Origin of the sequence: Pseudooceanicola aestuariicola, assembly GCF_045763785.1 — a bacterium.
Classification (GTDB): Bacteria; Pseudomonadota; Alphaproteobacteria; order Rhodobacterales; family Rhodobacteraceae; genus Pseudooceanicola.
On record NZ_JBJGSF010000001.1, the window covers coordinates 1035596 to 1061827 of the forward strand.

23 protein-coding genes are annotated in these 26232 nt (G+C 62.1%); 14 read left to right on the top strand and 9 right to left on the bottom strand.

Annotation, left to right across the window (positions count from 1 at the left end; all coding sequences use genetic code 11):
• Window positions 1–15: 15 nt before the first annotated feature.
• Window positions 16–510, top strand: a complete 495-nt coding sequence (gene coaD, locus ACI3GR_RS04710; protein WP_407492904.1) for a pantetheine-phosphate adenylyltransferase — start codon at window positions 16–18, stop codon at window positions 508–510.
• Here coaD and ACI3GR_RS04715 read toward each other — a convergent pair.
• The 4 genes from ACI3GR_RS04715 to tkt all read right to left on the bottom strand — a co-directional run bounded on the left by ACI3GR_RS04715 (window position 476) and on the right by tkt (window position 5352).
• Entirely contained in the window at window positions 476–1474 is a 999-nt protein-coding gene (locus tag ACI3GR_RS04715; RefSeq protein WP_407492905.1) for an alpha/beta fold hydrolase, read from the bottom strand. The two genes, coaD and ACI3GR_RS04715, sit on opposite strands and share 35 nt — an antisense overlap.
• A 28-nt stretch (window positions 1475–1502) precedes the next feature.
• A complete protein-coding gene (locus tag ACI3GR_RS04720) occupies window positions 1503–1646 on the bottom strand; it encodes a hypothetical protein (RefSeq protein WP_407492906.1) in 144 nt (47 codons plus the stop codon).
• A gap of 105 nt (window positions 1647–1751) precedes the next feature.
• Window positions 1752–2753, bottom strand: a complete 1002-nt coding sequence (gene gap, locus ACI3GR_RS04725; RefSeq protein ID WP_407492907.1) for a type I glyceraldehyde-3-phosphate dehydrogenase — start codon at window positions 2751–2753, stop codon at window positions 1752–1754.
• A gap of 580 nt (window positions 2754–3333) precedes the next feature.
• Window positions 3334–5352, bottom strand: a complete 2019-nt coding sequence (gene tkt / locus ACI3GR_RS04730; RefSeq protein ID WP_407492909.1) for a transketolase — start codon at window positions 5350–5352, stop codon at window positions 3334–3336.
• A 273-nt stretch (window positions 5353–5625) separates the two neighbouring features.
• On the opposite strand from tkt, the gene ACI3GR_RS04735 reads away from it, so the two are divergent.
• Complete coding sequence (locus tag ACI3GR_RS04735; RefSeq protein WP_407492910.1) at window positions 5626–6042, top strand: hypothetical protein; 417 nt, start codon at window positions 5626–5628, stop codon at window positions 6040–6042.
• Window positions 6042–6458: a cell division protein ZapA gene (locus ACI3GR_RS04740; protein WP_407492911.1), complete on the top strand. Its 417-nt coding sequence runs from the start codon at window positions 6042–6044 to the stop codon at window positions 6456–6458. Before ACI3GR_RS04735 ends, ACI3GR_RS04740 begins: the two co-directional genes overlap by 1 nt.
• An 81-nt stretch (window positions 6459–6539) precedes the next feature.
• Here the strand turns inward: ACI3GR_RS04740 and ACI3GR_RS04745 are convergent, their stop codons facing one another.
• From ACI3GR_RS04745 to ACI3GR_RS04765, 5 genes are all read right to left on the bottom strand, one after another.
• A complete protein-coding gene (locus ACI3GR_RS04745) occupies window positions 6540–7874 on the bottom strand; it encodes a flavin monoamine oxidase family protein (RefSeq protein WP_407492913.1) in 1335 nt (444 codons plus the stop codon).
• Window positions 7875–8036: 162 nt separating this feature from the next.
• Window positions 8037–8399, bottom strand: coding sequence for a Grx4 family monothiol glutaredoxin (grxD, locus tag ACI3GR_RS04750; protein ID WP_407492914.1), 363 nt, complete (start codon window positions 8397–8399; stop codon window positions 8037–8039).
• 37 nt (window positions 8400–8436) lie between these two features.
• On the bottom strand, window positions 8437–8673 hold the full coding sequence (locus ACI3GR_RS04755) for a BolA family protein (protein ID WP_407492915.1): 237 nt from the start codon (window positions 8671–8673) through the stop codon (window positions 8437–8439).
• 247 nt (window positions 8674–8920) lie between these two features.
• The gene (purL, locus tag ACI3GR_RS04760) at window positions 8921–11080 is read right to left on the bottom strand and encodes a phosphoribosylformylglycinamidine synthase subunit PurL (protein WP_407492917.1); all 2160 of its coding nucleotides are present in this window, start codon (window positions 11078–11080) and stop codon (window positions 8921–8923) included.
• Window positions 11081–11587: 507 nt separating this feature from the next.
• Entirely contained in the window at window positions 11588–12493 is a 906-nt protein-coding gene (locus tag ACI3GR_RS04765; protein WP_407492918.1) for a LysR family transcriptional regulator, read from the bottom strand.
• A 153-nt stretch (window positions 12494–12646) separates the two neighbouring features.
• Between ACI3GR_RS04765 and ACI3GR_RS04770 the strand changes: the two genes are divergently transcribed.
• The 11 genes from ACI3GR_RS04770 to ACI3GR_RS04820 all read left to right on the top strand — a co-directional run bounded on the left by ACI3GR_RS04770 (window position 12647) and on the right by ACI3GR_RS04820 (window position 25941).
• Window positions 12647–16069 carry an indolepyruvate ferredoxin oxidoreductase family protein gene (locus ACI3GR_RS04770; RefSeq protein WP_407492919.1) on the top strand — a complete coding sequence of 1141 codons (3423 nt, stop codon included), beginning with the start codon at window positions 12647–12649 and terminating at the stop codon, window positions 16067–16069.
• Window positions 16070–16459: 390 nt separating this feature from the next.
• On the top strand, window positions 16460–17386 hold the full coding sequence (locus ACI3GR_RS04775) for a lysophospholipid acyltransferase family protein (RefSeq protein ID WP_407492920.1): 927 nt from the start codon (window positions 16460–16462) through the stop codon (window positions 17384–17386).
• Between the two features lie 10 nt (window positions 17387–17396).
• Window positions 17397–18209 (top strand): glutamate racemase, encoded by an 813-nt coding sequence (locus ACI3GR_RS04780; protein ID WP_407492921.1) that lies wholly within the window; start codon window positions 17397–17399, stop codon window positions 18207–18209.
• Between the two features lie 65 nt (window positions 18210–18274).
• Window positions 18275–19303 (top strand): N-acetyl-gamma-glutamyl-phosphate reductase, encoded by a 1029-nt coding sequence (gene argC, locus ACI3GR_RS04785; protein ID WP_407492922.1) that lies wholly within the window; start codon window positions 18275–18277, stop codon window positions 19301–19303.
• Between the two features lie 7 nt (window positions 19304–19310).
• Complete coding sequence (gene ccmE, locus ACI3GR_RS04790) at window positions 19311–19757, top strand: cytochrome c maturation protein CcmE (RefSeq protein ID WP_407492923.1); 447 nt, start codon at window positions 19311–19313, stop codon at window positions 19755–19757.
• 263 nt (window positions 19758–20020) lie between these two features.
• Window positions 20021–20632: a holin-associated N-acetylmuramidase gene (locus tag ACI3GR_RS04795; protein ID WP_407492925.1), complete on the top strand. Its 612-nt coding sequence runs from the start codon at window positions 20021–20023 to the stop codon at window positions 20630–20632.
• The gene (locus ACI3GR_RS04800; RefSeq protein WP_407492926.1) at window positions 20623–21138 is read left to right on the top strand and encodes a holin family protein; all 516 of its coding nucleotides are present in this window, start codon (window positions 20623–20625) and stop codon (window positions 21136–21138) included. Before ACI3GR_RS04795 ends, ACI3GR_RS04800 begins: the two co-directional genes overlap by 10 nt.
• A 260-nt stretch (window positions 21139–21398) precedes the next feature.
• Window positions 21399–23360, top strand: coding sequence for a heme lyase CcmF/NrfE family subunit (locus ACI3GR_RS04805; RefSeq protein WP_407492928.1), 1962 nt, complete (start codon window positions 21399–21401; stop codon window positions 23358–23360).
• Complete coding sequence (locus ACI3GR_RS04810; protein WP_407492929.1) at window positions 23357–23818, top strand: cytochrome c-type biogenesis protein; 462 nt, start codon at window positions 23357–23359, stop codon at window positions 23816–23818. The genes ACI3GR_RS04805 and ACI3GR_RS04810 overlap by 4 nt, the downstream gene beginning before the upstream one ends.
• 63 nt (window positions 23819–23881) lie before the next feature.
• Window positions 23882–24661, top strand: coding sequence for an enoyl-CoA hydratase-related protein (locus ACI3GR_RS04815; protein ID WP_407492930.1), 780 nt, complete (start codon window positions 23882–23884; stop codon window positions 24659–24661).
• A gap of 134 nt (window positions 24662–24795) precedes the next feature.
• Window positions 24796–25941, top strand: coding sequence for a Hint domain-containing protein (locus ACI3GR_RS04820; RefSeq protein WP_407492931.1), 1146 nt, complete (start codon window positions 24796–24798; stop codon window positions 25939–25941).
• Window positions 25942–26232: the final 291 nt, after the last annotated feature.

A 26232-nucleotide genomic window follows, 5' to 3' on the forward strand; every position in this document is an offset into this window, starting at 1 on the left:
CAGCGAGAGGACGCCATGCGCATCGGCCTTTATCCCGGCACCTTCGATCCCATCACCCTTGGCCATGTGGATGTGATCCGTCGCGCCGCCTCGCTGGTCGACCGTCTTGTCATCGGCGTCGCCATCAACCGCGACAAGGGCCCGCTGTTCGATCTGGAAGAACGCGTGGCCATGATCGAATACGAATGTGCCAAGCTGTCTGAACAGACCGGGACCGAAATCGTCGCCCATCCGTTTGAAAATCTGCTGATCCACTGCGCCCGCGATGTAGGCGCATCCGTGATCGTGCGCGGCCTGCGCGCCGTGGCGGATTTTGAGTACGAATATCAGATGGTTGGCATGAACAGGTCCCTCGACAGCTCGGTCGAGACGGTCTTTCTGATGGCAGACGCCAAGCATCAGGCCATCGCATCGAAACTGGTCAAGGAAATCTGCCGCCTGGGTGGCGACGTGACCAAGTTCGTGACGCCTGCAGTTAACGATAAACTTCTGGCGAAGCTCGGGAAATAAACTTCCGGTCCTTCATCGCCTCGGCTGCGTCGCGGATGAACCGCACGCAGGCCTCGGGATGCGTGACGGGCAGCATATGCCCGCCATCGATCATCTTCAGCCCGATCTGAGGGTAGCGGCGCACCAGCACCTCTCCGTGATGCTCGGGGTCCAGAATACGGTCGTCGCGCCCGAACAGCACCCGCACCGGCACAGCAAGCTTGGCATATTCGCGCGACATGCCCGGCAGATCATCGCCGGACGCGCGGTAATCGCGGCTGGTGTTGATGAAAGCCTTGGGCCGCATCGACAGCACACCACCGCCTTTCAGCGCGAACTCTGGCGGGATCTCGTCAGGCCCGAACACTTGCTGGCGAACGGGCTCCGGGTGGCGGATCATATGCGGTACGGCGGTGGTCCATGCGATGATGCGGCGGAACCAGTCGGATTTGATGTCCAACCCGGAAAACGCTTCGGGCGCGTCGTTGATGGGCAGCGTCAAGGGGGCCAGAAGGGCAAGGCCGCGCACCAGTTCGGGCTTTTCCAATGCTAGGGCCAGCGAAATCGCACCGCCCAAGGAATGGCCGACGAGCAAGGGGTTATCCAGTTCCAGCCGTTGAATGACCTCGGCCACCAACCGGGCTTGCGCACGCACATTGGCGGGGTGGTCTTCGGGCCGTTCGGAATAGCCTGCGCCGGGGCGGTCAATGGCCACCACTCGGAAATTCTTGGCCAGCTCGTCGATGACGCCGCAATCGAAATGGCCAAGGTTGCCCGACAGCCCGTGAATCATCAGGATCGCGGGGCCTTCGCCGCAATCCACGTAGTGCAGCCGCCCGGTCGAAATATTGGTAAACGCCCCCCGCGGCGGCACCAGTTTTTCGTACCGCTTGGCCTGCCGGTAAGAGAACGCGACATAGCCCAACGTCATCAGCACGTAGAGCGCGATGAGCAGCAGGATGATATTGGGAAGATAGTCGATCATAATCCGATTTTTCTAAGCCTGATACGGCTTATCGCCAAAAGGCGACCCATTCCAGAAGCTCTGCAAACTTTCTGGCAAGAAACAGGCTGTTGGACAGGTCATAGACCTGCCAATCGGCAATCAGCAGCGCAATGATGATGGCCGCAAGGCCTGCAGCAATCTGATTGGTCACCCGAAACTCCCCTCACCACTACTGGCGCTATGCCCTAGCGGAAGGTTGGGATCAAGGGCGGCGGCGCGCCGCCCCTGAGAGATTGGGCAGTGGGACAGGCTGGACTTAGCCGATCTGACCCATCTTGGCGGCCACATCGGCCATCCGGACCGAGAAGCCCCATTCGTTGTCGTACCACGCCAGAACGCGGACCAGACGGCCGCCGATGACCTTGGTCTGGTCGGGGGCAAAGATCGACGATTCCTCGGTATGCGTGAAATCGACCGACACTTTGGGTTCGGGGTCATAGGACATGACGCGGCCCATATCGCCCGCAACCGCCTTGCGCACGATGTCGTTCACCTCGTCCTCGGACACGTCGCGCGCGGCAACAAAGGTCAGGTCCACGGCGGAGACGTTCGGCGTGGGCACCCGGATCGCCGATCCGTCCAGCTTGCCCTTCAACTCGGGCAGCACTTCGCCCAAGGCTTTCGCCGCCCCGGTCGAGGTCGGGATCATCGACATCGCCGCGGCGCGGGCGCGGTACAGGTCCTTGTGACGACGGTCCAGCGTCGGCTGGTCGCCGGTATAGGCGTGGATCGTGGTCATGATGCCCGATTCAATGCCGATGCCGTCGTTCAGCACCTTGGCCAGCGGGGCCAAGCAGTTCGTCGTGCACGAGCCGTTCGAAATCATCGTGTCGCCAGCCGCCAGCTGATCGTCGTTAACACCGAAGACGATGGTCTTTTCCACGTTCTTCGCCGGGGCCGAGATCAGGACCTTCTTGGCCCCACGCTCCAGATGCACCTTGGCCTTTTCGCCGTCGTTGAATTTGCCCGTGCATTCCAGAACCACGTCCACGCCGGACCAGTCCAGTTCCTGCGGGTCATAGGTCGAAAAGACCTCGATCGGGCCTTTGCCCACGTCCATTGTGTTGCCATCGATGGTGATGTCGTTGGCGAACCGTCCATGGACTGAGTCGTAGCGCAGCAGGTGGGCGCTGGTCTCGATCGGGCCGGTGGCGTTCATCTTGACGACGCGCACATCGTCGCGAACGCTTTGCGCGATATGGGCAAGGGTGCAGCGGCCGATCCGGCCAAATCCGTTAATGCCGAGCGTCACGGTCATGCGGGCGTCTCCTGTCTTGATGTTTGCCAGCGCTATAGCGGGGTTGGGGGCAGAACATAAGATGGAGAAGCGGGGATTTAGGCCGCTGTTAGCGTTATTATCGGGTGGTTGCGCTAACGCGCGCAGGACCAAGAGCGATCTTTCGCAAACGCCACTTAATTCCGGTGTGCCACATAAACCAGGCGCTCCGCCCGGCGTTTACGCCGGGCAACGCCCGACCTCCCCCCGGAGGGCGTTCTTGGCGATGGCTTAAACCGCACATGGAACATTGATGCTTTTTAAGCGCGGACCTGACACAATTGTCGGCAACGCCCTCCAGGTCGGGCGCTGCCCTCTGCATGATGTCCCGGCGCGGAATCAAGGCCGCAGGCCGCCGCGCATCGTCGTGCCGCCCCCCGGCACGGCGAATGGCTGACGTTGCCGCCACGCTCGACAGATGCGCTACCACGGCAAGCATAAAGCGCACTGCTCAACGGTCGGATCGCCGTCCCGCGGCACGACGCTCCGCGGCTCATCTAACATCCACAAAAGAAAACGGCCCGCCGAAGCGAGCCGTTTCAATCTCTCAGGCCTCAATGCCTTACAGCATCGCTTTGACCTTCTCGACCACCGCCTCTGCGGTGATCCCGAAATGTTCGTACAGAACCTCTGCCGGGGCCGAGGCACCAAACGACGACATGCCGACGAAATCCGCCTTGGCCTCGCGACCGCGTTCCCCCAGCAGCCAACGATCCCAGCCCTGACGCACGCCAGCCTCGATCGCGACACGCACCGGACCCGCAGGCAGCACGCGCTTGCGATAGCTCTCGGGCTGATCGGCGAACAGCTCCATGCAGGGCATGGACACAACGCGACATCCGATCCCTTCAGCTTCCAACGTGTCCCGCGCGGCCAAGGCGATCTCGACCTCCGATCCGGAGGCCATCAGGATTACCTGACGCTTGCCCGCTTCGGCATCCTTCAGGACATAAGCGCCCTGTTCCACCAGGTTCTTCGTCTTATGCTCCAACCGCACGGCAGGAACGTTCTGACGGGTCAAAGACAGAACCGACGGCGTCGCGGATTGCGTCAACGCGATCTCCCAGGCCTCTGCCGTCTCGACCACATCCGCCGGACGGAACACCAGCGTGTTCGGCGTCGCGCGCGAAATCGCCAGATGTTCAACCGGCTGGTGGGTCGGACCGTCTTCGCCCAGACCGATCGAGTCGTGGGTCATCACGTAAACCACCGGCTGCTGCATCAGCGCCGACAGACGCATCGCGGGGCGGGCGTAGTCGGTGAAACACATGAACGTGCCAGAGTAGGGGCGCACACCGCCGTGCAGCGCCATGCCGTTCATCGCTGCGGCCATACCGTGTTCACGGATGCCGTAGTGGATGAAACGACCGTCGCGGCTATCCACGTCGAAAATGCCCAGATCGCCGGTCTTGGTGTTGTTCGATCCGGTCAGGTCAGCCGACCCGCCGATGGTTTCCGGCATCACCGGGTTGATGACCTCCAGCACCATTTCCGATGCCTTCCGCGTCGCGACCTTCTGCGCCGCTTCGCTGGCCTGCTTCTTCAGCGCCTTGATGACCGACGACAGCTTTTTCGGTGCCTCGCCAGACATCGTGCGCTCAAACTCGCCACGTTTGCGGTCGGACACTTCGGCCAGACGGCCTTCCCATGCGAACCGCTCCTCGGTGCCGCGGCGGCCGATCTCTTCCCACGCGGATTTCACGTCGGCGGGCACTTCGAACGGGCCGGTGGTCCAGCCATAGGCCTGCTTGGCCGCGGCCATCTGATCCGCATCCGTCAGCGCGCCGTGCCCCTTAGAGGTATCCTGCGCCGCATGGCCTAGGGCGATATGCGTTTTGCAGGCGATCATCTGCGGGCGCTTACCCTTTTTCGCCTGGGCAATCGCCGCATCGATCGCTTCGGGGTCGTGCCCGTCGATTTCCTGCACGTCCCAGCCAGAGGCCTGAAAGCGCGCGACCTGATCGGTGCGATCAGACAGCTCGACCGTGCCGTCGATGGTGATGTTGTTGTTGTCCCAGAAGACGATCAGCTTGGACAGCTCCAGCCGGCCCGCCAGCGCAATCGCCTCTTGGCTCACGCCCTCCATCAGACAGCCGTCGCCGGCGATCACATAGGTATGGTGATCCACCAGCTTCTTGGTAAACCGCGCCCGCAGCGCTTCCTCGGCAATCGCGAAACCTACGGCGTTGGAAATGCCCTGACCCAGAGGCCCGGTCGTGGTTTCAATTCCATGCGCCAGGAAGTTCTCGGGGTGGCCCGCCGTCTTGGCGCCCAGTTGGCGGAAATTCTTCACCTCTTCCAGCGGGAAATCCTCATAGCCCGTCAGGTGCAGCAGCGAATACAGCAGCATGGAGCCATGGCCCGCCGACAGGATGAACCGGTCCCGGTCGTGCCACAGCGGGGCAGAGGCGTCGAATTTCAGGTGCTTTTCGAACAGCACCGTCGCCACGTCGGCCATCCCCATGGGCATGCCAGAGTGGCCAGAGTTCGCAGCAGCAACGGCATCCAGCGTCAGGGCCCGGATCGCGGTGGCCTTGGACCAGTGATCGGGATGGGCGGAACGGAGGGCATCAATATCCACGGACGAAGGGCTCCTTTTTACCCGTGTTTGCGTTACCGGGGTGAATGGCCCACCGCGACGTCAGTTGCAAGCCGCGCGTGGCCGCACCCACGCGTCGCGCCAGCGATAAGCCGCGCCCCGAACGGGAAATTCTACAAACTTTACAGACAGATTTGGGCAAACCTTCATGTTTTGGATAGAGTTGTGCAAAATCAGCTACGGCCAGTGATTCGAATGGCCATGTCCAAAAGCCCGGAAAGGGCGGGACCGGAACGGTAAAGGGGCGGCCCGGCAATGAGTGATATCGACCAGCTTCAGCAAAGGCTAAGCGCGGCAATGGACCGGATTTCGGTCGGTGTCGGCGTGCTTGGCGACGGTGCCGAGGCCGCGAAGTCCTCGGCCCAAACCATTGATACGCTGAAGAAAACCATCGAAGACGCCAAGAAGACCACAACCGCGCTGCAGACCCGTCTGTCCGACCTGAGCCAAGAGGCCGACCGCCTGCGTCAGGCCAACGAAGACCTGCGCGACACCATTCAGGCCCTGCGCGAAGCAGGCGAAGAAAAGCTGGGTGACCCGGCCAAGATCGACACCGCCATGGCGTCCGAGCTCGAATCCCTGCGCGCCCTGCAATCCACCAGCGAAGCCGAAGCACGCGCGATTCTCGACGCGCTGGCCCCGCTGCTGGCCGAGAAGAAAGAGGACGCCTGATGCCCGAGTTGGAAATTAACATCGGCGGCCGCACTTTTGAGGTCGCCTGCCAGGAGGGCGAGGAGCACTATCTTCAGTCCGCCGCCGAGATGCTGAATGTCGAAGCGCAAAGCCTGATCTCTCAGACCGGCCGCATTCCTGAGGCGCGGATGCTGCTGATGTCCGGCCTGATGCTGGCCGACCGCACCGCAGGCGTCGAAGACCGCCTGAAGGTCATGGACGACGAGGCCGAGGCCCTGCGCGCCGAAATCGACCGCCTGAAGACCGCGCTGAAACGCTCCGAAATCCGGTCGCAGGAACTGGCGAAAGCGGCTGAGAACCCGATGCCCGAGGGGCTGATGGACAAGCTGGCGGCGATGACTGAAAGGGCCGAAGCGCTGGCGGAAGAGGTCGAGGCGAAGACCAAGGCGGGCTAACCCAACCTTGGGCCTGCGTCGCCGGTACCTGATCGCGCCGCATGCCCGGACCCGTCTTTCCGACTGATCCGGTGCATCCCATCACAAGGACAGAATAGCCTTCGCCACGCGACGGCCCGACAGGATCGCCCCATGTGTGGTGCCCCAATACTCCCGACTGGTGTGTTCGCCCGCCATGAACACGCGGCCGCCAATCGGCTTGTGAAACACGTCGATCTGCGACAGCGATCCGCCAGCCTTGGCATAGGAATACGCCCCGTAGAACAAAGGATCCTGCGACCATCTGGTGCTGAGAACCATGCGCGGGGTCCCGACGTCCGATCCCCAGACGGATCGCAGCACATCCAAAGCATCGTCGGTTTTCTCTGCCTCTGACATCCGATCCGCGACCAAGGCATAATTGCCCACCGACAGGCCCAGCAGGATGTTTTCATCGCTGAAGGTGCGATAGTTCAGCCAGTAATTCCAACGCCCTTTTGGGTCGGTCATCATCCCGAAATACTGCGTGTCGACGTCCCAGAAAGGCGTGTCGAACTTCAGCGCGATCTTTGTGACGGACCCAAAGCCTGTTCGCGCAATCGCCTGCTGCAGATCACCCGGCAGGGGCGGATCGAACGCGATCGCGCCCGATTTCAAGACGCCCAGAGGCACGGTGCACACAGCGTAATCTGCGTCGATCCCGTTGATGCGGACCCCTGTTGCGTCTTGCGAAATCTCGGTGACAGGCGAGCTAAGCCGGATATCCAAACCTTCCGCCAAAGGGGCAAGGATCGCATCATATCCATTCACGAAAACAACGTCTTCGCCAGAAAACTCCTCGGACGCAAAGCCATTGGCCGCCGAGATGTCTTCGATCCCCGCACCGATATCGAACTCGAAAAACGCCGATAACATCCAGCGGGATATCGGGTCTCTCAGCAGGTCAGGCGCGCGATCTGCCAGCATCTGCTTAACACTGAAGGCTTCCGACACATCGGGGTCGTACAGCAGATCTTCCAGCGCTTCATACATCTCTTCCAGACGCTCGTAGTCGTCATCCGACAGGTCGGCCCCGTCGGATGTGAACACGTCCAGGCTTTCGTCATCGGTGATCACGGTCCGAGCTTTGACCTGTTGCGCCAGCTGTTGCGTCGGGTTGTGACGGCTTGGCCCATGAATCCAGCCAGCCCCAAATTCGAAAGGTGCCCCCATCGACATATCGGTATGGACCCGCCCGCCAATACGTTGGCCTGCCTCTACAACGATGACCTCTGCGCCATTGGCCTGCAGATCACGTGCCGCAGCAAGACCCGATAGCCCTGCGCCCACGACAATGACCTTGGTGCCGGACAAGGCTTGGGCCTGCGCCTTGCCCGCCAGAACACTCAGGTAGCCTGCGATACTCAGTCTCAGCGCGTCGCGACGGGTCAAGCTCATTGGGTTTCTCCAGCGACAGGGCGGCGGTTGGCAAATCATAGCCATTTCCGCGCTTCCGTCACGAAACTTCGACGGGGCAGAGGCGGGCGCTATGCGTCGGTCACCCAAAACAAAAAGGCCGGGCATTACACCCGGCCTTCTCAATTCAGACTGTCAGCAGGCTCAGCCGTTCGCCGCCCGGATCTTCTCGGCCGCGTCTTTGTCGTAGCTCACGCCATTTTCTTCGAACAACGTGTCCAACTCTCCGGACAGGGTCATTTCGGTGATGATGTCGCAGCCGCCGACAAATTCACCCTTCACGTAAAGCTGCGGGATGGTCGGCCAATCGGAATACTCTTTGATGCCCTGACGGATTTCTTCGTCCGCCAGCACGTTCACGTCGGAATACTCCACGCCCATGTAGTTCAGCACACCCGCCACGCGGGACGAAAACCCGCACTGAGGCATGGACTTGGTGCCCTTCATATACAGCACCACGTCGTTGGATTTCACGGTCTCGTCGATGCGGGTCTTGGCGTCGCTCATTGTCTCGTCCTTTCTCGGCCCCATGCGGGGGCGGTGATTATTCGGGCGCGCGGGTGGTCAGCGCCAGCGCGTGCAATTCTCCGGCAGAACCGTCCATCTTGCCCTTCAGCGCAGCATAAACGGCGCGCTGTTGCTGTACGCGGTTCTTGCCACGAAAGCTTTCGTCCACGACCGTGGCCGCGAAATGCTGGCCGTCATCGCCCTGCACGGCGATTTGCGCGTCGGGGAAGGTTTCGCGGATAAGGTCTTCGATGTCCTGGGCCGTAATGGGCATGGTAAGCCTGTCGTTGATGTCTTTGAGAAAGATGTAATCGTGCGGGGGATGCGTTGCAAGCTGGTGGAGGTGGCTGAAAAGCCCTCTTGCGGGCAAGTCGATCATAGGTCCCGCCCGGCGTTTAAGCCGGGCTGCGCCGTCCCGCCCCAATGGGGCGGCGCAAATGCCCCCCCCCCTCGGGACGGCGCAGCCCTAATTTTCTAAGTCTAGCGTCGGATAACAACCAGCGAGAAAGGCGATCGAGGCCTCAGCTGAAATGCCCGCCGAACGCCCCGCGATAGATCTCCGACAGCTCTTCCAGCGTGGCCGAAGACCCGCCCATGCTGACCGTGTCGCCGGTGAACTTGCCCACGGTGGTGATCTTTACGCCTGCCTGACCGGCGGCAACCATCAGCGCCTCGGCCTGATCAAAGTTGCAGGCGATCAGATACCGGCCCTGATCTTCGCCAAACAGCTGCCCCTGATCGCTGTCGTCCAGCACGACGCCCACGCCCGACGCTTCGGCCATCTCGAACGCCGCCAGCGCCAGACCACCGTCCGACAGGTCGGTGCAGGCTTTGATGTGCTCTCGGTTCGCCAGAATGAAATCACCCGCCGCGCGTTCAGCCGCCAGATCGACATGGGGCGCATCGCCCTCGACCCGGCCAAAGACCTCGGCCAAAAGCGCCGACTGGCCCAGATGGCCCGCCGTTTCACCCACCAGCAGCGCGACGTGACCGTCACGCGCAATCCCGGTGATCGCTTGGTCCGCATCCTCGATGAGGCCCACCGCGCCAATCGTCGGCGTCGGCAGGATCGCCTGACCATCGGTTTCGTTATACAGCGACACGTTGCCCGACACGATCGGCATGTCCAGCGCGGTACACGCCGCGCCAATGCCCTGAATGGCGCCGACGAACTGGCCCATGATCTCGGGCTTTTCCGGGTTGCCAAAGTTCAGGTTGTCGGTGCTTGCCAAAGGCTTCGCGCCTGCGGCGATCAGGTTGCGGAACGCCTCGGCCACGGCCTGCTTGCCGCCTTCGACCGGGTTCGCTTTGACATACCGCGGCGTCACGTCCGACGTGAACGCCAGCGCCTTTTTCGTGCCGTGCACCCGGATCACGCCCGCGCCAAAGCCGGGAATCCGCATCGTGTCGGCCATCACCTGGCTGTCGTACTGCTCATAGACCCACTGGCGCGAACAATAGTTGGGCGAAGCGATCAGCGCCTTCAGCCCGTCGATCGGATCGACCGCCGGAATATCGTCCAGATCGGCGTTCACATCCGTCGGCTGGTGCGGACGGTCATACTCCGGCGCCATGGACGACAGTTTGGACAGGGGCAGGTCGGCCCATGTCTTGCCCTGATACTGGATCAGGAACCGGTCTTCGGGGATCGTTTCGCCCACGATAGCGAAGTCGAGGTCCCATTTGTCGAACACGGCCTTGGCTTCGGCTTCCTTCTCGGGACGCAGAACCATCAGCATCCGTTCCTGCGATTCCGACAGCATCATCTCATACGCGGTCATCGCCTGTTCGCGGCAGGGGACAGAATCCAGATCCAGCCGGATGCCCAGACCACCCTTGTCGCCCATTTCCACGGCCGAACAGGTCAGACCCGCCGCGCCCATGTCTTGGATAGAGATCACCGCGCCCGTCTGCATCAGCTCAAGCGTCGCTTCCATCAGGCGCTTTTCGGTGAAAGGGTCGCCAACCTGAACGGTGGGGCGCTTTTCCTCGATCGTCTCGTCGAACTCGGCCGAGGCCATGGTGGCCCCGCCAACCCCGTCGCGGCCCGTTTTGGCGCCAAGGTAGACCACAGGCATCCCAACGCCCGATGCGGCGGAATAGAAAATGTTGTCCGTCTCGGCCAGACCGGCGGCAAAGGCGTTCACCAGACAGTTGCCGTTGTAGGCGGGATCAAACCGGACCTCACCGCCCACGGTCGGCACGCCAAAGCAGTTGCCGTATCCGCCGACACCTTCGACCACGCCATGCACCAGCTGCCGCGTTTTCCAGTGGTCCTTTTCCCCGAACGACAGCGAGTTCATCGCAGCGATGGGGCGCGCACCCATGGTGAACACGTCGCGCAGGATGCCACCCACGCCGGTGGCCGCGCCCTGATAGGGTTCGATATAGGACGGGTGGTTGTGGCTCTCCATCTTGAAGACGACGCACTGGCCGTCACCGATGTCCACGATGCCTGCGTTCTCACCGGGGCCGCAGATGACCTGAGGGCCTTCGGTCGGCAGGGTACGCAGCCATTTCTTCGACGATTTGTAGGAACAATGCTCGTTCCACATGGCCGAAAAGATGCCAAGTTCTGTGAACGTCGGTTCCCGGTTCAGGATGCGCAGGATCTCGGCGTATTCATCGGGCTTGATCCCGTGGCTTGCGATCAGCTCTTCGGTAATGGCCGGTTCCTGCATGTGATCCCCCAAATCCAGTTTGGGTGGTCTTTACGACAGGTGAGCCGAGGGGGGAAGGGGGCGACTGTATATATAGTGGTCCAGGATGTTGAAGGATGTTTCCGCGACCTTTTTTAACGTTTATCGGCTGTCCCGCCCGGCGGTTGCGCCGGGCAGCGCCCGACCCGCCCCCATGGGCGGGCGCTTTTGCGCCCCCCCTCGGGTCGGGCGCTGCCCTACTTAAGCAGGGCGAACAAGTTACAGGTCGCGAATAAACATTGAAACCGCCCGTTATCGCCCGCCACAAAAACCGCAAGCGCAAAAAAAAAGGCCGGACATAAAGTCCGGCCAAGTCCAACAGGGAGGTATGATGGTGATGAAACCTTAGGCATCATCACCTTCGAAAGCCGAGATATGAGCGACCCCTGAGTCGCGCAAGCTCCAAAATGCCGCAGCAGCAGCAAAGCTGATATGCGTGTGGCGCAAGAGTCGCGGTGAGCGCTACCAGTTAGCGCTGCGGCCCGAAGATCACTCTCCGGCCTGTTCCCGCAGGTTTCGACGCAGCGTGATGATCTCTTCCTGAACGAAATCCCGAAAGGCCGCGACGCGTTTGGAATGGCGCAGCTCTTCAGGGAAGGCGAGGAAGATCGGCACCTCTTGCGATTCCACCTCTGGCAGCACGCGTTCCAATTGCGGGAAATCCTCGACCAGATAATCCGGCAGCACGCCGATCCCCAGATCGTTCAGCACCGCCTGCAACACCCCGAAGTAGTTGTTCACCGTCAGGGTCGAGGCGACATCATAGGTCATCAACTCCTGCACAAGCTGCGCGCCCGCGCCAACCTGCGGCGTGGCGGGGTTCTGACAGATCAGACGATGCTTGGCGATGTCTTCGATCTGATCCAGCCGTCCACGCCGATCCAGATACCCGGGGCTAGCGTAAAGCCGCATCCGCAGGGACATCAGACGTTTGCGGATCAGGTCCGCCTGGCTGGGTTCCTTCATCCGGATCGCAACGTCAGCTTCGCGCATCGGCAGGTCCAGCACGCGTTCTTCCAGCATCAGGTCGATCTTCAGATCGGGGTACTTTTCGTACAGCTTGGGCAGGCGCGGGGCCAGCCACAGCGATCCGAACCCGATGGTCGTGGTCACGCGCAATTCGCCGAACACCTCTTCTTCGCTGTCGCGAATGCGCGCGGTCGCGGCGTCCAGACGTTTCGCCATGGCGCGGGTAGCATCGAACAGCAATTCGCCCTGTTCGGTAAGAATCAGTCCCCGTGCGTGGCGGTGAAACAGGGTGGTGTTCAGCGATTCCTCAAGCCCGCGGATTTGGCGGGACACCGCCGATTGCGACAGGTGCAGCGCATCGCCCGCATGGGTCAGGCTGCCCGCATCGGCCACCGCGTGAAAGATTCTAAGCTTGTCCCAGTCCATACCCGTAACTTTCTGCCTGTCCTTATACCATGCTGGTAATTAACGTTCCCATACCGACTTAGCACCGAAGCGTTAAGGTTAAACTGGGGCATTTCTCATAATGGTCATGTTTTATGACCTTTTTATGCGCTATCATTAAGCAGGGAGGACATCATGACAAAACAAGACATTTCGCTGTCTGATCGCTTTGATCTGACGAAAAGCCCCGTCCTGTTGAACGGCACCCAGGCCTTGGTCCGGTTGATGCTGATCCAGAAGGAGCGTGACCGGCTGGCAGGCTTGAACACCGCCGGCTATGTCACCGGCTACCGCGGGTCCCCCTTGGGCGCGGTCGATATGCAGATGACCCGCGCGGCCAAACAACTGGCCGAAGCGGACGTGAAATTTCAGGAAGGTCTGAACGAAGATCTCGCCGCCACGGCGCTGTGGGGCGCACAACAGGCTGAACTGCGTGGCGAAGGGCGCTTTGATGGCGTCTTTGGCCTTTGGTATGGCAAGGGGCCGGGCGTCGACCGCTCCGGCGATGCGATGAAACACGCCAACATGGCAGGCACGTCGCCCAACGGCGGTGTGCTGATGGCCATGGGGGACGACCACACCGGTGAATCCTCGACCGTGCTGCACCAGTCCGAATGGGCGCTGGTCGATGCCTATATGCCCATCGTCAGCCCCGCGGGCGTTCAGGAAATCCTTGACCTTGGCGTATATGGCTACGCGCTTAGCCGCTACTCTGGCCTTTGGGTGGGCCTCAAGACGATGAAAGACACGGTTGAAGCCACGGCCGTCGTCGATGGCCGCCCCGACCGGATGAACCTTGTCCTGCCCACTGACTACGACATGCCCGACGGCGGGTTGAACATCCGCCTCGTCGATTCTCCGCCTGAACAAGAGGCGCGGATGATCGATCACAAACGCTTTGCCGCCGAGGCCTTTGCCCGCGCCAACAAGATCGACAAACGCGTCTGGGGCAAACCCGGCGCCAAGATCGGCTTTGTGGCCGCTGGCAAGAACTGGCTCGACCTCGTGCACGCCCTGTCGCTGCTTGGAATTGATGAGGCCGAGGCCGAACGCCTTGGCATCACCACCTACAAAGTCGCGCAGGTCTGGCCGCTGGATATGGCGGGCTTTCACGACTGGGCCGAGGGGCTCGACCTGATCGTCGTGGTCGAGGAAAAGCGCAAACTGATCGAAGTGCAGATCAAAGAAGCCATCTTCGACGATCGCAATGGCCGCCGCGTCTGGGGCTGGCACATGGGCGGCGGCGCAGGCTCCATGCACGGGCCGGAGCTGTTCCAGACCAAACAGGCGCTGGACCCGATCATGATCGCCCAGAAACTTGGCGCGATCCTGATCGGAGAGGGGCGCGACACCGACCGCATCCGCGCGGGCCTCACCGCTCTGGAAGAGGCCAAGCGCAACGACAACGCGCCCGAAATCGCGGCGCGCCTGCCGTACTTCTGCTCTGGCTGCCCGCACAACACCTCGACCAAGGTGCCGGACGGGTCGCGGGCCTATGCGGGGATCGGCTGTCATTATATGGTGCAGTGGATGGACCGCTCCACCCTTGGGTTCACCCATATGGGCGCCGAAGGGGCCAACTGGATCGGCGAAGCGCCGTTCAGCGAACGGGGCCATGTGTTCCAGAACCTTGGCGACGGCACCTACAACCACTCTGGCATTCAGGCGATCCGCGCGGCCTTGGCCAGCGGTGTGAACATCACCTACAAGATCCTCTTCAACGACGCGGTCGCAATGACCGGCGGGCAAAAGAACGAAGGCGGGCTGACCGCCGACAAGATCGCCCGCGAGCTTAGCGCCATGGGCGTCAAACGGATCGAAGTGGTCTTTGACGAAAAGGAAGAACCGCGCCGCGAAGATTTCCCTGCCGATGTCGGTTGGCATGAACGGGCCGAAATGGACTCGGTGCAGCAGGACCTGACCAAGGTCGAAGGCGTCAGCGCGATCCTCTACATCCAGACCTGCGCCGCCGAAAAACGCCGCCGCCGCAAGCGCGGCCAATTCCCCGACCCGGATCAGCGTGTGTTCATCAACTCTGACGTCTGCGAAGGCTGCGGCGACTGCGGGGTGCAATCGAACTGCGTGTCGATCGTACCTAAGGAAACCGAATTTGGCCGCAAGCGTCAGATCGACCAATCCTCCTGCAACAAGGACTTCAGCTGTCTCAAGGGCTTCTGCCCGTCTTTCGTGACGCTTGAAGGGGCCAAGGTGAAAAAGGCCATCGGGCAGGGGATCGACCTGCCGGACCTGCCAGCCCCCACGCTGCCCGCGATCAATGGCACCCATAACGTCGTCATCACCGGCGTTGGCGGCACGGGCGTCGTCACGGTCGGCGCGCTGCTGGCGCAGGCCGCGCAACTGGACGGCAAAGGCGCTGGCATGATGGAGATGGCCGGGTTGGCCCAGAAGGGCGGCGCGGTGCACATCCACGTCCGTCTGGCGGAAAAGCCCGAAGATATCAGCGCCATACGCGTCGCCACGGGCGAAGCACACGCGCTGATCGGCGGTGATCTGGTCGTCAGCGCCGGGGCGAAAACGCTGGGCCTGACCAAACAGGGGCAGACCGGCGCTGTGGTGAACTCTCACCAGATCATCACCGGTGATTTCACCCGCGACACCGAATTCCAGATCCCCTTTGATCGGTTAGAGCTTCAGCTGCAGGCCCGTCTGGGCGACCGCGCGGCCCTGTTCGATGCGTCGGAACTGGCGCGGGTGGTCATGGGCGACTCGATCTTCTCCAACATCATGGTGCTGGGCGCTGCGTGGCAAAACGGCCTGCTGCCCCTGTCGCTGGACGCCATCGAAGGCGCGATCCGTCTGAACGGGGCCGCCATCGACAAGAACCTGCAGGCCTTCGCCATCGGCCGCTGGGCCGCGCTGCATCCCGAAGAGGCCGCGAAACGCGCCACCGCCACGGTGACTGACCTGCCGCCCACCATCGCGGACCAGATCGCCACCCGCGCCGACCACCTGCGCGCCCATACCGGGCGGCGGCTGGCCAAGCGGTATCGCAAACTGGTCGACGGGATCGAAGATGACACGCTGCGTCTGGCGGTCGCCAAGGGCTATCACAAGCTATTGGGATACAAGGACGAATACGAAGTGGCGCGCCTGCTGCTATCGACCGAAGAGAAGGCCCGGGCAGAGTTCGATGGCGATTTCCGCATGTCCTATCACATGTCCCCACCGATCCTTGCCAAGACCGGCCCCGACGGTCGCCCGGAAAAGCGCAAGTTCGGCCCGTGGATGCGGACGCCACTGCGTGTGCTCGCGGGGCTGAAGGGCTTGCGCGGCACTCCGCTTGACCCCTTTGGCCGGACCGAGGAGCGTAAGATGGAGCGCGCCCTGATCAAGCAGTACGAGACCGACATGAAAGAGGTCTTGGGCGCCGTCACCCCGGCCACGCATGACGTGGCGGTGGCCATCGCCGAACTGCCGCTGAAGATCCGCGGCTTCGGCCCGGTGAAACAGGCCAACGAAGCCAAAGCGGCGAAAGAACGGGAAGCTCTGCTGGCGACATTCCGGTCTGGCGGCGCGATGGATAAGGCGGCGGAGTAATGGTCGATTTCGTTTTTCGAACACAGCGCGGAGGGCAGCGTCCGACCTGGAGGGCGCTAGCTCGGCTTGGGATATGCAATCTCTCAAAAGCATAAAAGGTATATGAGCCGCGAATGACATCGCCAAAGCGCCCTCCGGGGGGAGGTCCCTTCTCGGAGTTTGCCTGCAAACACCTGCCAGGCAACGGGGCGCTGCCCGGTGTTTCACACCGGGCGGTACGTTTGATTGGGATCGCTGCGCCATTCGACTGTCGAGCAGATGGTCCCCTGCGCCTCCGGCGGGAGTATTTTTGGAAAGATGAAGGCAGGACGCTGCCCTAAGCGGCCCCTCGCATACCCCCTAGATCGGACCGCACGAACCCACTACATCTAAGGGAAGGAGAGAGGCCAAATGACCGCCCAGACCCCGCCCGATAAACCCACCAACCGCCAGATCGCGCGCGACATATCCTATGCCCATTCCGCCGCCACGCGCGGGGGGCGCACCCTGATCCGGGTGATGGAGAATGTGACGGGCCGCCCCGGCCTGATCAAACGCGCCGATGGCTACGCGGCCGAGGTGGAAAGCGGAAAGGACTTCTGGCAGGTCATGGTCGACCGCTACCGCCTGTCGCTGTCCGTCGCGGGCGGCGCGTTGGAGAATATCTCCGAAACTGGCCCGCTGATCCTGATCGCCAACCACCCTTACGGGATCCTCGACGGGTTGATGATGGGCCACCTTCTGCAACAAAGGCGCGGCGATTTCCGCATCCTCGCGAACTCGGTCTTTCGCAAAGCCGAGGATATCAACCGCGTGATCCTGCCGATCTCTTTTGATGAAACGAAAGAGGCCGTTCAGCAGAACATTGAAACCCGCAAGACTGCGCTGAAATACCTTGCCGATGGCGGCGCGATCGGGGTCTTTCCCGGCGGCACCGTCTCGACCGGCCTGAAACCCTTTTCACGCCCCATGGACCCCGGCTGGCGCGGCTTTACCGCCCGCATGATCACCAAGTCCGAAGCGACCGTGGTTCCGATGTTCTTCGCGGGCCATACCTCGCGCCTGTTCCAACTGGCCAGCCACCTGCATTCAACCCTGCGCATGGGCCTGCTGATCAAGGAGTTCCGGTCCCGCATCGGCACGCCCGTCGAGGTCGTCATCGGCGACCCGATTTCGCGCGACGATATCAATCAGCACGCCGGTGACACCCGTGCCCTGATGGATTTCCTGCGCCGCCGCACCTACGCCCTGTCACCCGAGCCGCTTAAATCCTTTGAATACGGCTTCGAATTCGAGGATAAGCACCGCAGCGGGGATGCCCCGCGCAAGGTTTACTAAGGGCAAAGCAATGGCAGTAGGCATTTTCGACAGCGGCCTTGGCGGGCTGACCGTACTGGATGCGGTGTCCAAACGCCTGCCTGACGTGCCCTTCATCTACTTCGGCGATAACGCCAACGCGCCCTATGGCGTGCGCGATGCCGACGATATTTATGATCTGACCTGCAGCGCCGTGGCCAAGATGTTCGACCACGGCTGCGATCTGGTGATCCTTGCCTGCAATACCGCCGCGTCGGCCGCATTGCGCCGGATGCAGGAAAACTGGGTGCCATCAGACAAACGCGTGCTGGGCGTCATGGTCCCCCTGATCGAGGCGCTGACCGAACGGCAATGGGGCGACAACTCTCCGCCCCGGCAGGTCGCGGTGAACAACGTGGCCCTGTTTGCGACGCCCGCGACCGTGGCCAGCCGCGCGTTCCAGCGTGAACTGGCCTTCCGCGCCATCGGCGTCGACGTCGAAGCGCAGGCCTGCGGCGGTGTGGTCGATGCGATTGAAGAAGGCGATATGATCCTTGCCGAAGCGCTGGTCCGGTCCCACGTCGACGCGCTGAAACGCAAGATGCCGCGCCCCGAGGCCGCGATCCTTGGCTGCACCCATTACCCTTTGATGGAAAAGGAATTTCAGGACGCGCTTGGCCCCGATGTGACCGTCTACTCTCAGGCGAACCTCGTGGCCTCCAGCCTTGCGGATTACCTGACCCGGCGGCCCGAGTTTGTGGGCGAGGGGACAGAGTCGATGTTCCTGACCACCGGCGATCCCGCCCGTGTGTCGGCCCGTGCGACGCAATTCCTGCGACGAAAAATCACGTTCACCGCAGCGTAACTGGCGCGACGCGCCAAGACTTCCTATTTTGACGTCAGACGACGTCCGACCCCAAGGGTTACACTATGACCAAGAAAATCGCGATCATCGGCGCATCCGGCTACACGGGCGCTGAACTTATCCGGCTCATCTCCTCCCATCCGGGGATGGAGATTGCAGCGCTGGCCGCCAATTCCAAGGCGGGCATGAAAATGGCGGATGTCTTCCCGTTCCTGCGCCATCTGGACCTGCCGGAACTGGTGACGTGGGAACAGATTGATTTCTCCGCCATCGATCTGGCCTTCTGCGCCCTGCCGCACAAAACCTCGCAAGAGGTGATCTCTCAGCTTCCTACGACGCTGAAGATCGTGGATCTTTCCGCCGATTTCCGGCTGCGCGACCCCGAGGCTTATAAGAAGTGGTACGGAAACGACCACGCCGCCGTCGAGATGCAGAAAGAGGCCGTCTATGGCCTGACCGAATTCTACCGCGACGACATTGCCAAAGCGCGTCTGGTGGCGGGCACGGGCTGTAACGCGGCGACGGGTCAGTTCACCCTGCGGCCGTTGATCAGCGCGGGCGTGATCGGATTGGACGACATCATCCTCGACATGAAATGCGCCGTCTCCGGGGCAGGGCGGTCGCTGAAGGAGAACCTGCTGCACGCCGAACTGTCCGAAGGCTACAACGCCTATGCCGTGGGCGGCACGCACCGTCACCAAGGCGAATTCGATCAGGAATTCAGCCTCTTGGCCGGTCGACCGGTGCAAATCCAGTTCACCCCGCACCTGCTGCCGGTGAACCGGGGGATCCTTTCCACCGGCTACGTTTCGGGCAATCCGCAGGCCGTCTATGACGCGCTGGTCGCCGCCTATCAGGACGAACCCTTCGTTCAGGTTCTGCCCTTCGGCCAGACGCCCTCGACCCACGATGTGCGCGGCTCGAACTTCGTGCATATCGGCGTGACGGGCGACCGGATCGACGGCCGCGCCATCGTTGTCACCGCGCTGGACAACCTGTGCAAAGGTTCCTCGGGGCAGGCGTTGCAGAACGCCAACCTGATGCTGGGCCTGCCGGAAACCCAGGGGCTGATGATGGCCCCGCTGTTCCCGTGAGGTTCTGATGAAGGGTCTGAAGAAACAACGCCGTATCCAGATCATCGTGCTGGCCTTCGTGGCCTTGGCCGTGGCGACCGGGCTGGTCGGATACGCGATGAAGGACGGCATCAACTTCTTCCGCTCGCCCACTCAGGTCGCCGAAGAGCCGCCCGCCCCGAACGAGGTGTTCCGCATCGGTGGTCTGGTCTCTGAAGGGTCGCTGCAGCGTGGGCAGGGCGAAACGATCAGCTTTTCGGTCACGGATGGCAATGCCACGATCCCGGTGACCTTCACCGGGATCCTGCCCGATCTGTTTGCCGAAAACCAAGGCATGATCGGCACGGGCCGTTACGTGGGCGGGACGTTTGAAGCCACTGAAATCCTTGCGAAACACGACGAAAGCTACATGCCGAAAGAGGTCGTGGACGCGTTGAAGGAACAGGGCGTTTATCAGGAACCTGAAACGAACTGATCGGGCACAGGTGGGTTACAAACCCACCCTACACCGGCCCGTAGGGTGGGTTTTCAACCCACCTTACACGACGCTTAGGCGGGCTGAAGCCCGCCCTACACCAAGCCCCACCGGATCGCGCCGCGCCCCGTAGGGCGGGGTTCACCCCGCCATGCCCCCCCACCAAAAATCCCAACCGCCCCAGCACCCTACCGCACGCACCCATAACCACTCATTCACCATCTCCCGGCATCCTTCCTCGCATAACAACAAAGAGGCAGAACATGCTCCATATCAGGCAGATGGCATCCGATATCGTCGCCCGCGAAGGCGGCTATGTGAACGACCCGGACGACCCCGGCGGCGCGACCAATCACGGCGTCACGATCCACACCATGCGGCAACTGGGCCTCGACCTGACAGGCGATGGCCAGATCACCCCCGACGATGTCCGCGCGCTGAGCCGGGATCGCGCGATCGACATCTACATGGACCGCTATTTCCATCGGCCCCGCATCGCGGAACTGCCCGAGGTTTTGTGGGAAACCGTCTTCGACATGCAGGTCAACGCGGGCAGTAACGCGGTGCAGATCCTTCAGCGGCTGCTGACCCAGATGGGTTACCCGCTGGCCGACGACGGTGTCATCGGCCCCGCGACGATCCAGGCCGCGCATCAGGCGGCCGAGGCCGCACCCGATCATCTGGCCGACGCCTATGGGATTGCGCGCCGAAATTACTACTTCGCATTGGCCGACCGCCGTCCCGCCAGCCGCAAATTCGCGCGGACCCGCGCCGGCGGGAAGGGCGGCTGGATCAAAAGGGCCGAACACTTCATTTCCCCCCGCTATCACATGACAGAACAGAAGTTCCGCGAAAGGGTCGCGCAATGGGATTGATCGGCACGCTTCTGAACACGGTCTTCGGCGGCGGGCGCAATGCCATTGTTGAGACCGCGCAAGTCTTTCGAGAGAATGCAGAATCCGCAGGCGCCCGCGAACTGGATCGCCTTGGCGCGGCGCTGGATCAGCACAGGGCAGAGTTCCGCGCCACGCGGTCCCTGTTCGACACGTTGATGGACGCGGTCAACCGATTGCCGCGTCCCGCGCTCGCTCTCGGAACGATTGGTCTGTTTGTGATGGCCATGGTCGATCCGCTGTGGTTCGCCGAACGCATGCAGGGGCTGGCCTTGGTGCCAGAGCCGCTGTGGTGGCTGATGGGCGCGGTGGTCAGTTTCTACTTTGGCGCACGGCACCAGCTGAAGGGGCAAGAGTTTCAGCGCGACATCGCACGGACCTTGGCCCGCGTGCCCGTGGTGATCGACAACACCAAGGCGATCCGGGCACTGAACGAAGATGGCCCGAACGCGGCGCTCGAGGACTGGCGGGCGAGGGACGCGTCGTAGGTGCGATTCACTACGCGTTTCACCTACACAAAGCCTTCCTCGATCATGGGATCCGCCCGGCGGAAACGCCGGGCAGCGCCCGCCCCGCCCCCATGGGCGGGCGCTTTTGCGCCCACCCTCGGGCCGGGCGCTGCCCTTAGCGCTCTTGCAACATGTCAGTTGGGTTACTGCGCTCGCATCACGCCCCCCGCGACAATGTGAACCTACATATCCAACGGAAGTTATTGGCCATGCCTGAACACATCTTTATAACCGCATCCATGGTTACTGAACTCGGTCATTTCGCCCTGATCCTCGCGCTTTGCGTCGCGCTGATTCAGACTGTCGTCCCCTTGATCGGCGCGCATAAGCGCTGGCCCGGCTGGATGGCCGTCGCGGACCCTGCGGCGAACGCCCAGTTCCTGCTGGTGGCGTTTTCCTTCGCCGCGCTGACCTATGCCTTCGTGACCTCGGATTTCTCTTTGCGCCTGGTGATGCAGAACTCCCACTCGCTGAAACCGATGCTCTATAAGGTCACGGGCGTCTGGGGGAACCACGAAGGCTCAATGCTGCTGTGGATCCTGATCCTTGCGCTGTTCGGCGCCTCGGCGTCGTGGTTCGGAGCCGCGCTGCCCCCGACGCTCAAGGCGCGGGTGCTGGCGGTGCAGGGGGGCATCGGGCTGGCGTTTCTGGCGTTTCTTCTGTTCACTTCGAACCCGTTCCTGCGCCTCGTGGTGCCGCCGCTGGACGGCAAAGACCTGAACCCGCTTTTGCAGGACCCCGGTCTGGCGTTCCATCCGCCGTTCCTTTACCTCGGCTACGTGGGCCTGAGCATGGCGTTCAGCTTCGCCGTCGCTGCCCTGATCGAAGGCCGCGTCGACGCCGCATGGGGCCGTTGGGTGCGCCCCTGGACGCTGGCGGCCTGGGTGTTCCTGACCATCGGTATCGCATTGGGATCGTGGTGGGCCTATTACGAATTGGGTTGGGGCGGCTTCTGGTTCTGGGATCCGGTCGAAAACGCATCCTTCATGCCATGGCTGATTGCTGCGGCGCTGTTGCATTCCGCCATCGTGGTCGAAAAACGCGAAAGCCTGAAAAGCTGGACCATCCTTCTGGCCATTGTCGCCTTTGGCTTTTCGCTGATCGGGGCCTTCATCACCCGCTCTGGCATCATCACATCGGTCCACGCCTTCGCCACGGACCCCGAGCGGGGCGTCTTCCTGCTGGGCATCACCGCGCTGTTCATGGGCGGGGCGCTGACCCTCTTCGCCGCCCGGGCCGAGGTGCTGTCCTCCAAGGGTGTCTTTGCCATCACCAGCCGCGAGTCGATGCTGGTGCTGAACAACATCCTGCTGGCCGTGTCCGCGTTGGTCGTCTTTGTCGGCACCATCTGGCCGCTGGTCAGTGAACTGCTGTTCGACCGCAAACTCTCGGTCGGAGAGCCGTTCTTCAACATGGCCTTCACGCCCTTCTTCGTGGCGCTTGGCATGGCCTTGCCCATCGGGGCCATGATGCCGTGGAAGCGCGGCAAAATGGGCCGCGTACTGCGCAAACTGGTGCCGGCTTTCGCACTGTCTGTGGCTGTTCTGGCGCTGGTCTACGCGATGCAGACCGGCAACAGCGCCATGGGCCCGATCGGGCTGATGCTGGGCGCGTGGCTGGTGACGGGCGCGCTGACCGACCTGTGGTCCAAGAAGGGCAATTCCCCGATCTCGCGCCTGTTGCGGCTGCAGCGCTCGGACTACGGCCGGGTGATCGCTCATGCCGGTCTGGGGGTGACCATCGCAGGAATCGCAGGCCTGTTGGCGTGGCAATCCGAAGACATCCGCGTCATGCAGGAAGGCGACAGCCTGACGCTGGCGGGGTATGACATCACGCTGGACAGCGTCGAACGGGTGCAGGGGCCGAACTATATCTCGACCACCGGGCATGTCAGCCTGTCGCGCAACGGCACTTTCATCGCGAAGCTCGACCCCGAAAAACGCTTCTACCCCGTGGCGCAGATGCCCACGACCGAAGCGGGGATCGACAACGGGTTCCTGCGCGACGTCTATGTGGTCATTGGTGATCCACAGGACGGCGGCGGCTGGGCCTTCCGGTCCTATGTCAAACCCTTGGCCAACTGGATCTGGGGGGGCGCGATCCTGATGGCGATCGGCGGGGCGTTCAGCCTGTCGGACCGCCGCTACCGCGTCGCCGCTGGTGCACGCAAAACCCGGATGCAAGGGGTGCCTGCGGAATGACCCGGCTGATGAAATCTGTCTTCCTGATCGTGATGCTGGCATTGGCCCCCGTGACCGCAGGGGCCGTACAACCCGATGAAATTCTTGACGATCCGGTGTTGGAAGAACGCGCCCGCGACCTGTCCAAAGGGCTGCGCTGCCTTGTCTGCCGGAACGAGAACATCGACGACAGCAACGCCGAACTGGCCCGCGACCTGCGCCTGCTGGTCCGCGAACGTCTTGTGGCAGGCGATACGGATGACGAGGTGATCGAGTTTGTCACCGACCGCTACGGCGAATACGTGCTGCTGAACCCGCGCACCGGCGGGTCGAACTGGGTGCTTTGGGGGGCGGGGCCTGTGATGCTGATCCTTGCCCTCCTGATCGGGTTCACCTACCTGCGCCGCCGGTCCCAAGCGACCGAAGATGCGCTGAGCGATGATGAGCGATCCAAGCTGGACGAAATTCTGAACCGCTGACGTGATGTTCCTCTTGCGCGCGGGGGCCCCAACGGGTGTGCTGCGCGCAAAGAGGAGACAGCGATGACCGACTACCAGACCATCACCTGCGATATCACCGACGGCAAGGCGGTGATCCGTCTGAACCGCCCCGATAAGTACAACGCCCTGAACGCCCAGATGCGGGCCGAGCTGGCGGATGCCGTGCGCAAATCCGCCAAGGACGCGCGGGTCATCGTGCTGACGGGCAATGGTCCGGCCTTTTGTTCGGGGCAGGATCTGAGCGACGGGACGGATATCGCCAACCCCGATCTGGAGCGGGTGTTGCGCGACGAATACCAGCCGCTGATCCGCGCCATCGATGAGGCCGAGGTTCCCGTCATCGCCGCCGTCAACGGTCCGGCCGCCGGGGCAGGGGCCAACATTGCGCTGTCCTGCGACGTGGTGATCGCGACCGAGTCCGCCTATTTCCTGCAGGCTTTCAGTCGCATCGGCCTGATCCCCGACGCGGGCGGCACCTATTGGCTGCCCCGGTCCATCGGTGCGCCCAAGGCCATGGGCGCGGCGCTGTTTGCCGACAAGATCAGCGCCCGCGACGCCGACGCCTGGGGCATGATCTGGGAAGCGGTGCCGGATACCGAGTTTGAAGCCAACTGGAACGCCCGTGCGGATTATCTGGCCAATGGCCCGACCATCGCCTTCGGGATGATCAAGAAATCCATCCGCGAAAACTGGGGCAACGACCTTGGCGATCAGCTTGACCTAGAGGGCAAGTTGCAGGGCAAGGCTGGTCAGTCGCGCGATTTCAAAGAGGGCGTGTTGGCCTTCATCGAGAAGCGACCGGCCAGGTTCGAGGGGCGCTAAGCCACTTAAAATCTGACACAAATTGCTACAATTCTGCAAAGGCGCCTTTGCCCCCTGCCACAGTTCTGCCTTATTTGATCGTTAGTTTCTAGGTGCCTGTACACAGGCGTGGGAAGTGAGATTAGAGCAGACCTGTGGCAAATAACGTCACCATATCAGCCCTTTATCTCGGTACGTTCGCCGATCTGGATACGGACGAAACCGACAAGGATATGGAAGGCCAAGCCAGCCTGATCGGGACCTACGGATCGGCAGGCTCTCCGCTTTACAAAGACCGTCTGGACATCGTTACGAACTCTCCTACCGACGGGTCGGGGACCGACACCGACAACGTCCTGACGATGGACCACAGCGACAACGGCACGCCGGATACGATCAGCTACACGCTGAACGGCACGCCCGTCACGACGCAGCCCGACTCGGCGGCGGTTGTCACGGGCACCGTCACCTATGCCGATGGCACGACGCTGACGGACACCTTCGTAGTGTTTCAGGATCAGACCGGCGCGCTGTTCCTGACGATCTACAACACGCAGACGAGCTTGGACGACAAGGGCGTCAGTTCGTTCGAGATCACCGGGATTACCAGTTCGTCCTACGACGGGATGGACCAGTTCAACCGGGACCAATTAAGCTTTGTCGCCTGTTTCAGTGACGACGCGCTGATCCTGACAGCCTATGGCATGGTGCCGATCACCGATCTGAAAGTGGGCGACATGGTCATGACCCGCGACAACGGCCTGCAACCGATCCGCTGGATCGGCGCGACCGAACTGTCGCTGGAAGACCTGAAGGCCAAACCGCACCTGAGCCCGTATAAGGTAAAATCGGGATGTTTCGGCCCCGGTATGCCGATGACCGACCTGACCCTGTCACCGCAGCACCGGTTGCTGATCGGCGGGCGGCTGATGGCCAAGATGTTCGGCGATGAAGAGCTGCTGATCGCGGTCAAGCATTTGGAAAAGCTGCGTTATATCCAAAAGCCGCGGGTCAAGGCTGGCGTCACCTATCGCCATATCCTGCTGGACCGCCACGAGGTCATCTATGCCAACGGCCTGCCGACCGAGAGCCTATTGATCGGGGATGAGGCGCGGCGGAAATTGCCAATTGAGCTGCGTCAGGAGATCGAAGAGATCCTGCCAGAGCTTGCAATGGGCCCCGCCGCCCAGCCGCCCGCACGGGTACTGGCCCGCGGGCATCATGCGCGCGTCATCAACGAACGCCTGCGCCGCCGCCGGGCCAACGGGCGCAGCCATGATGGGTCTGTGCTGGGGGCTTAGGGCTCGGCTTGGCCTGCTAAACCTGCGGTCATCGCTAACCGAAAGGGTTTCTAATTTCGCTAATTATGTGTCCCGCCCGGCGGCACGCCGGGCAGTGTCCCATTGCCCGGCAGGGGATTGCGAAGCAATCGCCCGAGAGGGGCCCGCCCCATGGGCGGCGCTATGGCGCCACCCCGGGTCGGCGCAGCCCTCAGTAATATGACAAAACGGCTGCAATCGATGCCCGGCGTATCGAAACCTAGCCACAACGGACTAAGCGACACCAAGAAAATGAGTATCCAAACAAAAACC

Excerpts from the sequence above, each read along its gene's own strand:
- ACI3GR_RS04810 (WP_407492929.1), top strand. The coding sequence starts at position 23,357 with ATGACCCGGCTGATGAAATCTGTCTTCCTGATCGTGATGCTGGCATTG.
- ACI3GR_RS04780 (WP_407492921.1), top strand. The coding sequence starts at position 17,397 with ATGGCAGTAGGCATTTTCGACAGCGGCCTTGGCGGGCTGACCGTACTG.
- ACI3GR_RS04795 (WP_407492925.1), top strand. The coding sequence starts at position 20,021 with ATGCTCCATATCAGGCAGATGGCATCCGATATCGTCGCCCGCGAAGGC.
- ACI3GR_RS04770 (WP_407492919.1), top strand. The coding sequence starts at position 12,647 with ATGACAAAACAAGACATTTCGCTGTCTGATCGCTTTGATCTGACGAAA.
- coaD (WP_407492904.1), top strand. The coding sequence starts at position 16 with ATGCGCATCGGCCTTTATCCCGGCACCTTCGATCCCATCACCCTTGGC.
- purL (WP_407492917.1), bottom strand. The coding sequence starts at position 11,080 with ATGCAGGAACCGGCCATTACCGAAGAGCTGATCGCAAGCCACGGGATC.
- ACI3GR_RS04740 (WP_407492911.1), top strand. The coding sequence starts at position 6,042 with ATGCCCGAGTTGGAAATTAACATCGGCGGCCGCACTTTTGAGGTCGCC.
- ACI3GR_RS04755 (WP_407492915.1), bottom strand. The coding sequence starts at position 8,673 with ATGCCCATTACGGCCCAGGACATCGAAGACCTTATCCGCGAAACCTTC.
- ccmE (WP_407492923.1), top strand. The coding sequence starts at position 19,311 with ATGAAGGGTCTGAAGAAACAACGCCGTATCCAGATCATCGTGCTGGCC.
- ACI3GR_RS04775 (WP_407492920.1), top strand. The coding sequence starts at position 16,460 with ATGACCGCCCAGACCCCGCCCGATAAACCCACCAACCGCCAGATCGCG.
- ACI3GR_RS04715 (WP_407492905.1), bottom strand. The coding sequence starts at position 1,474 with ATGATCGACTATCTTCCCAATATCATCCTGCTGCTCATCGCGCTCTAC.
- grxD (WP_407492914.1), bottom strand. The coding sequence starts at position 8,399 with ATGAGCGACGCCAAGACCCGCATCGACGAGACCGTGAAATCCAACGAC.
- ACI3GR_RS04735 (WP_407492910.1), top strand. The coding sequence starts at position 5,626 with ATGAGTGATATCGACCAGCTTCAGCAAAGGCTAAGCGCGGCAATGGAC.
- ACI3GR_RS04805 (WP_407492928.1), top strand. The coding sequence starts at position 21,399 with ATGGTTACTGAACTCGGTCATTTCGCCCTGATCCTCGCGCTTTGCGTC.
- ACI3GR_RS04800 (WP_407492926.1), top strand. The coding sequence starts at position 20,623 with ATGGGATTGATCGGCACGCTTCTGAACACGGTCTTCGGCGGCGGGCGC.
- argC (WP_407492922.1), top strand. The coding sequence starts at position 18,275 with ATGACCAAGAAAATCGCGATCATCGGCGCATCCGGCTACACGGGCGCT.
- gap (WP_407492907.1), bottom strand. The coding sequence starts at position 2,753 with ATGACCGTGACGCTCGGCATTAACGGATTTGGCCGGATCGGCCGCTGC.
- ACI3GR_RS04765 (WP_407492918.1), bottom strand. The coding sequence starts at position 12,493 with ATGGACTGGGACAAGCTTAGAATCTTTCACGCGGTGGCCGATGCGGGC.
- ACI3GR_RS04815 (WP_407492930.1), top strand. The coding sequence starts at position 23,882 with ATGACCGACTACCAGACCATCACCTGCGATATCACCGACGGCAAGGCG.
- ACI3GR_RS04745 (WP_407492913.1), bottom strand. The coding sequence starts at position 7,874 with ATGAGCTTGACCCGTCGCGACGCGCTGAGACTGAGTATCGCAGGCTAC.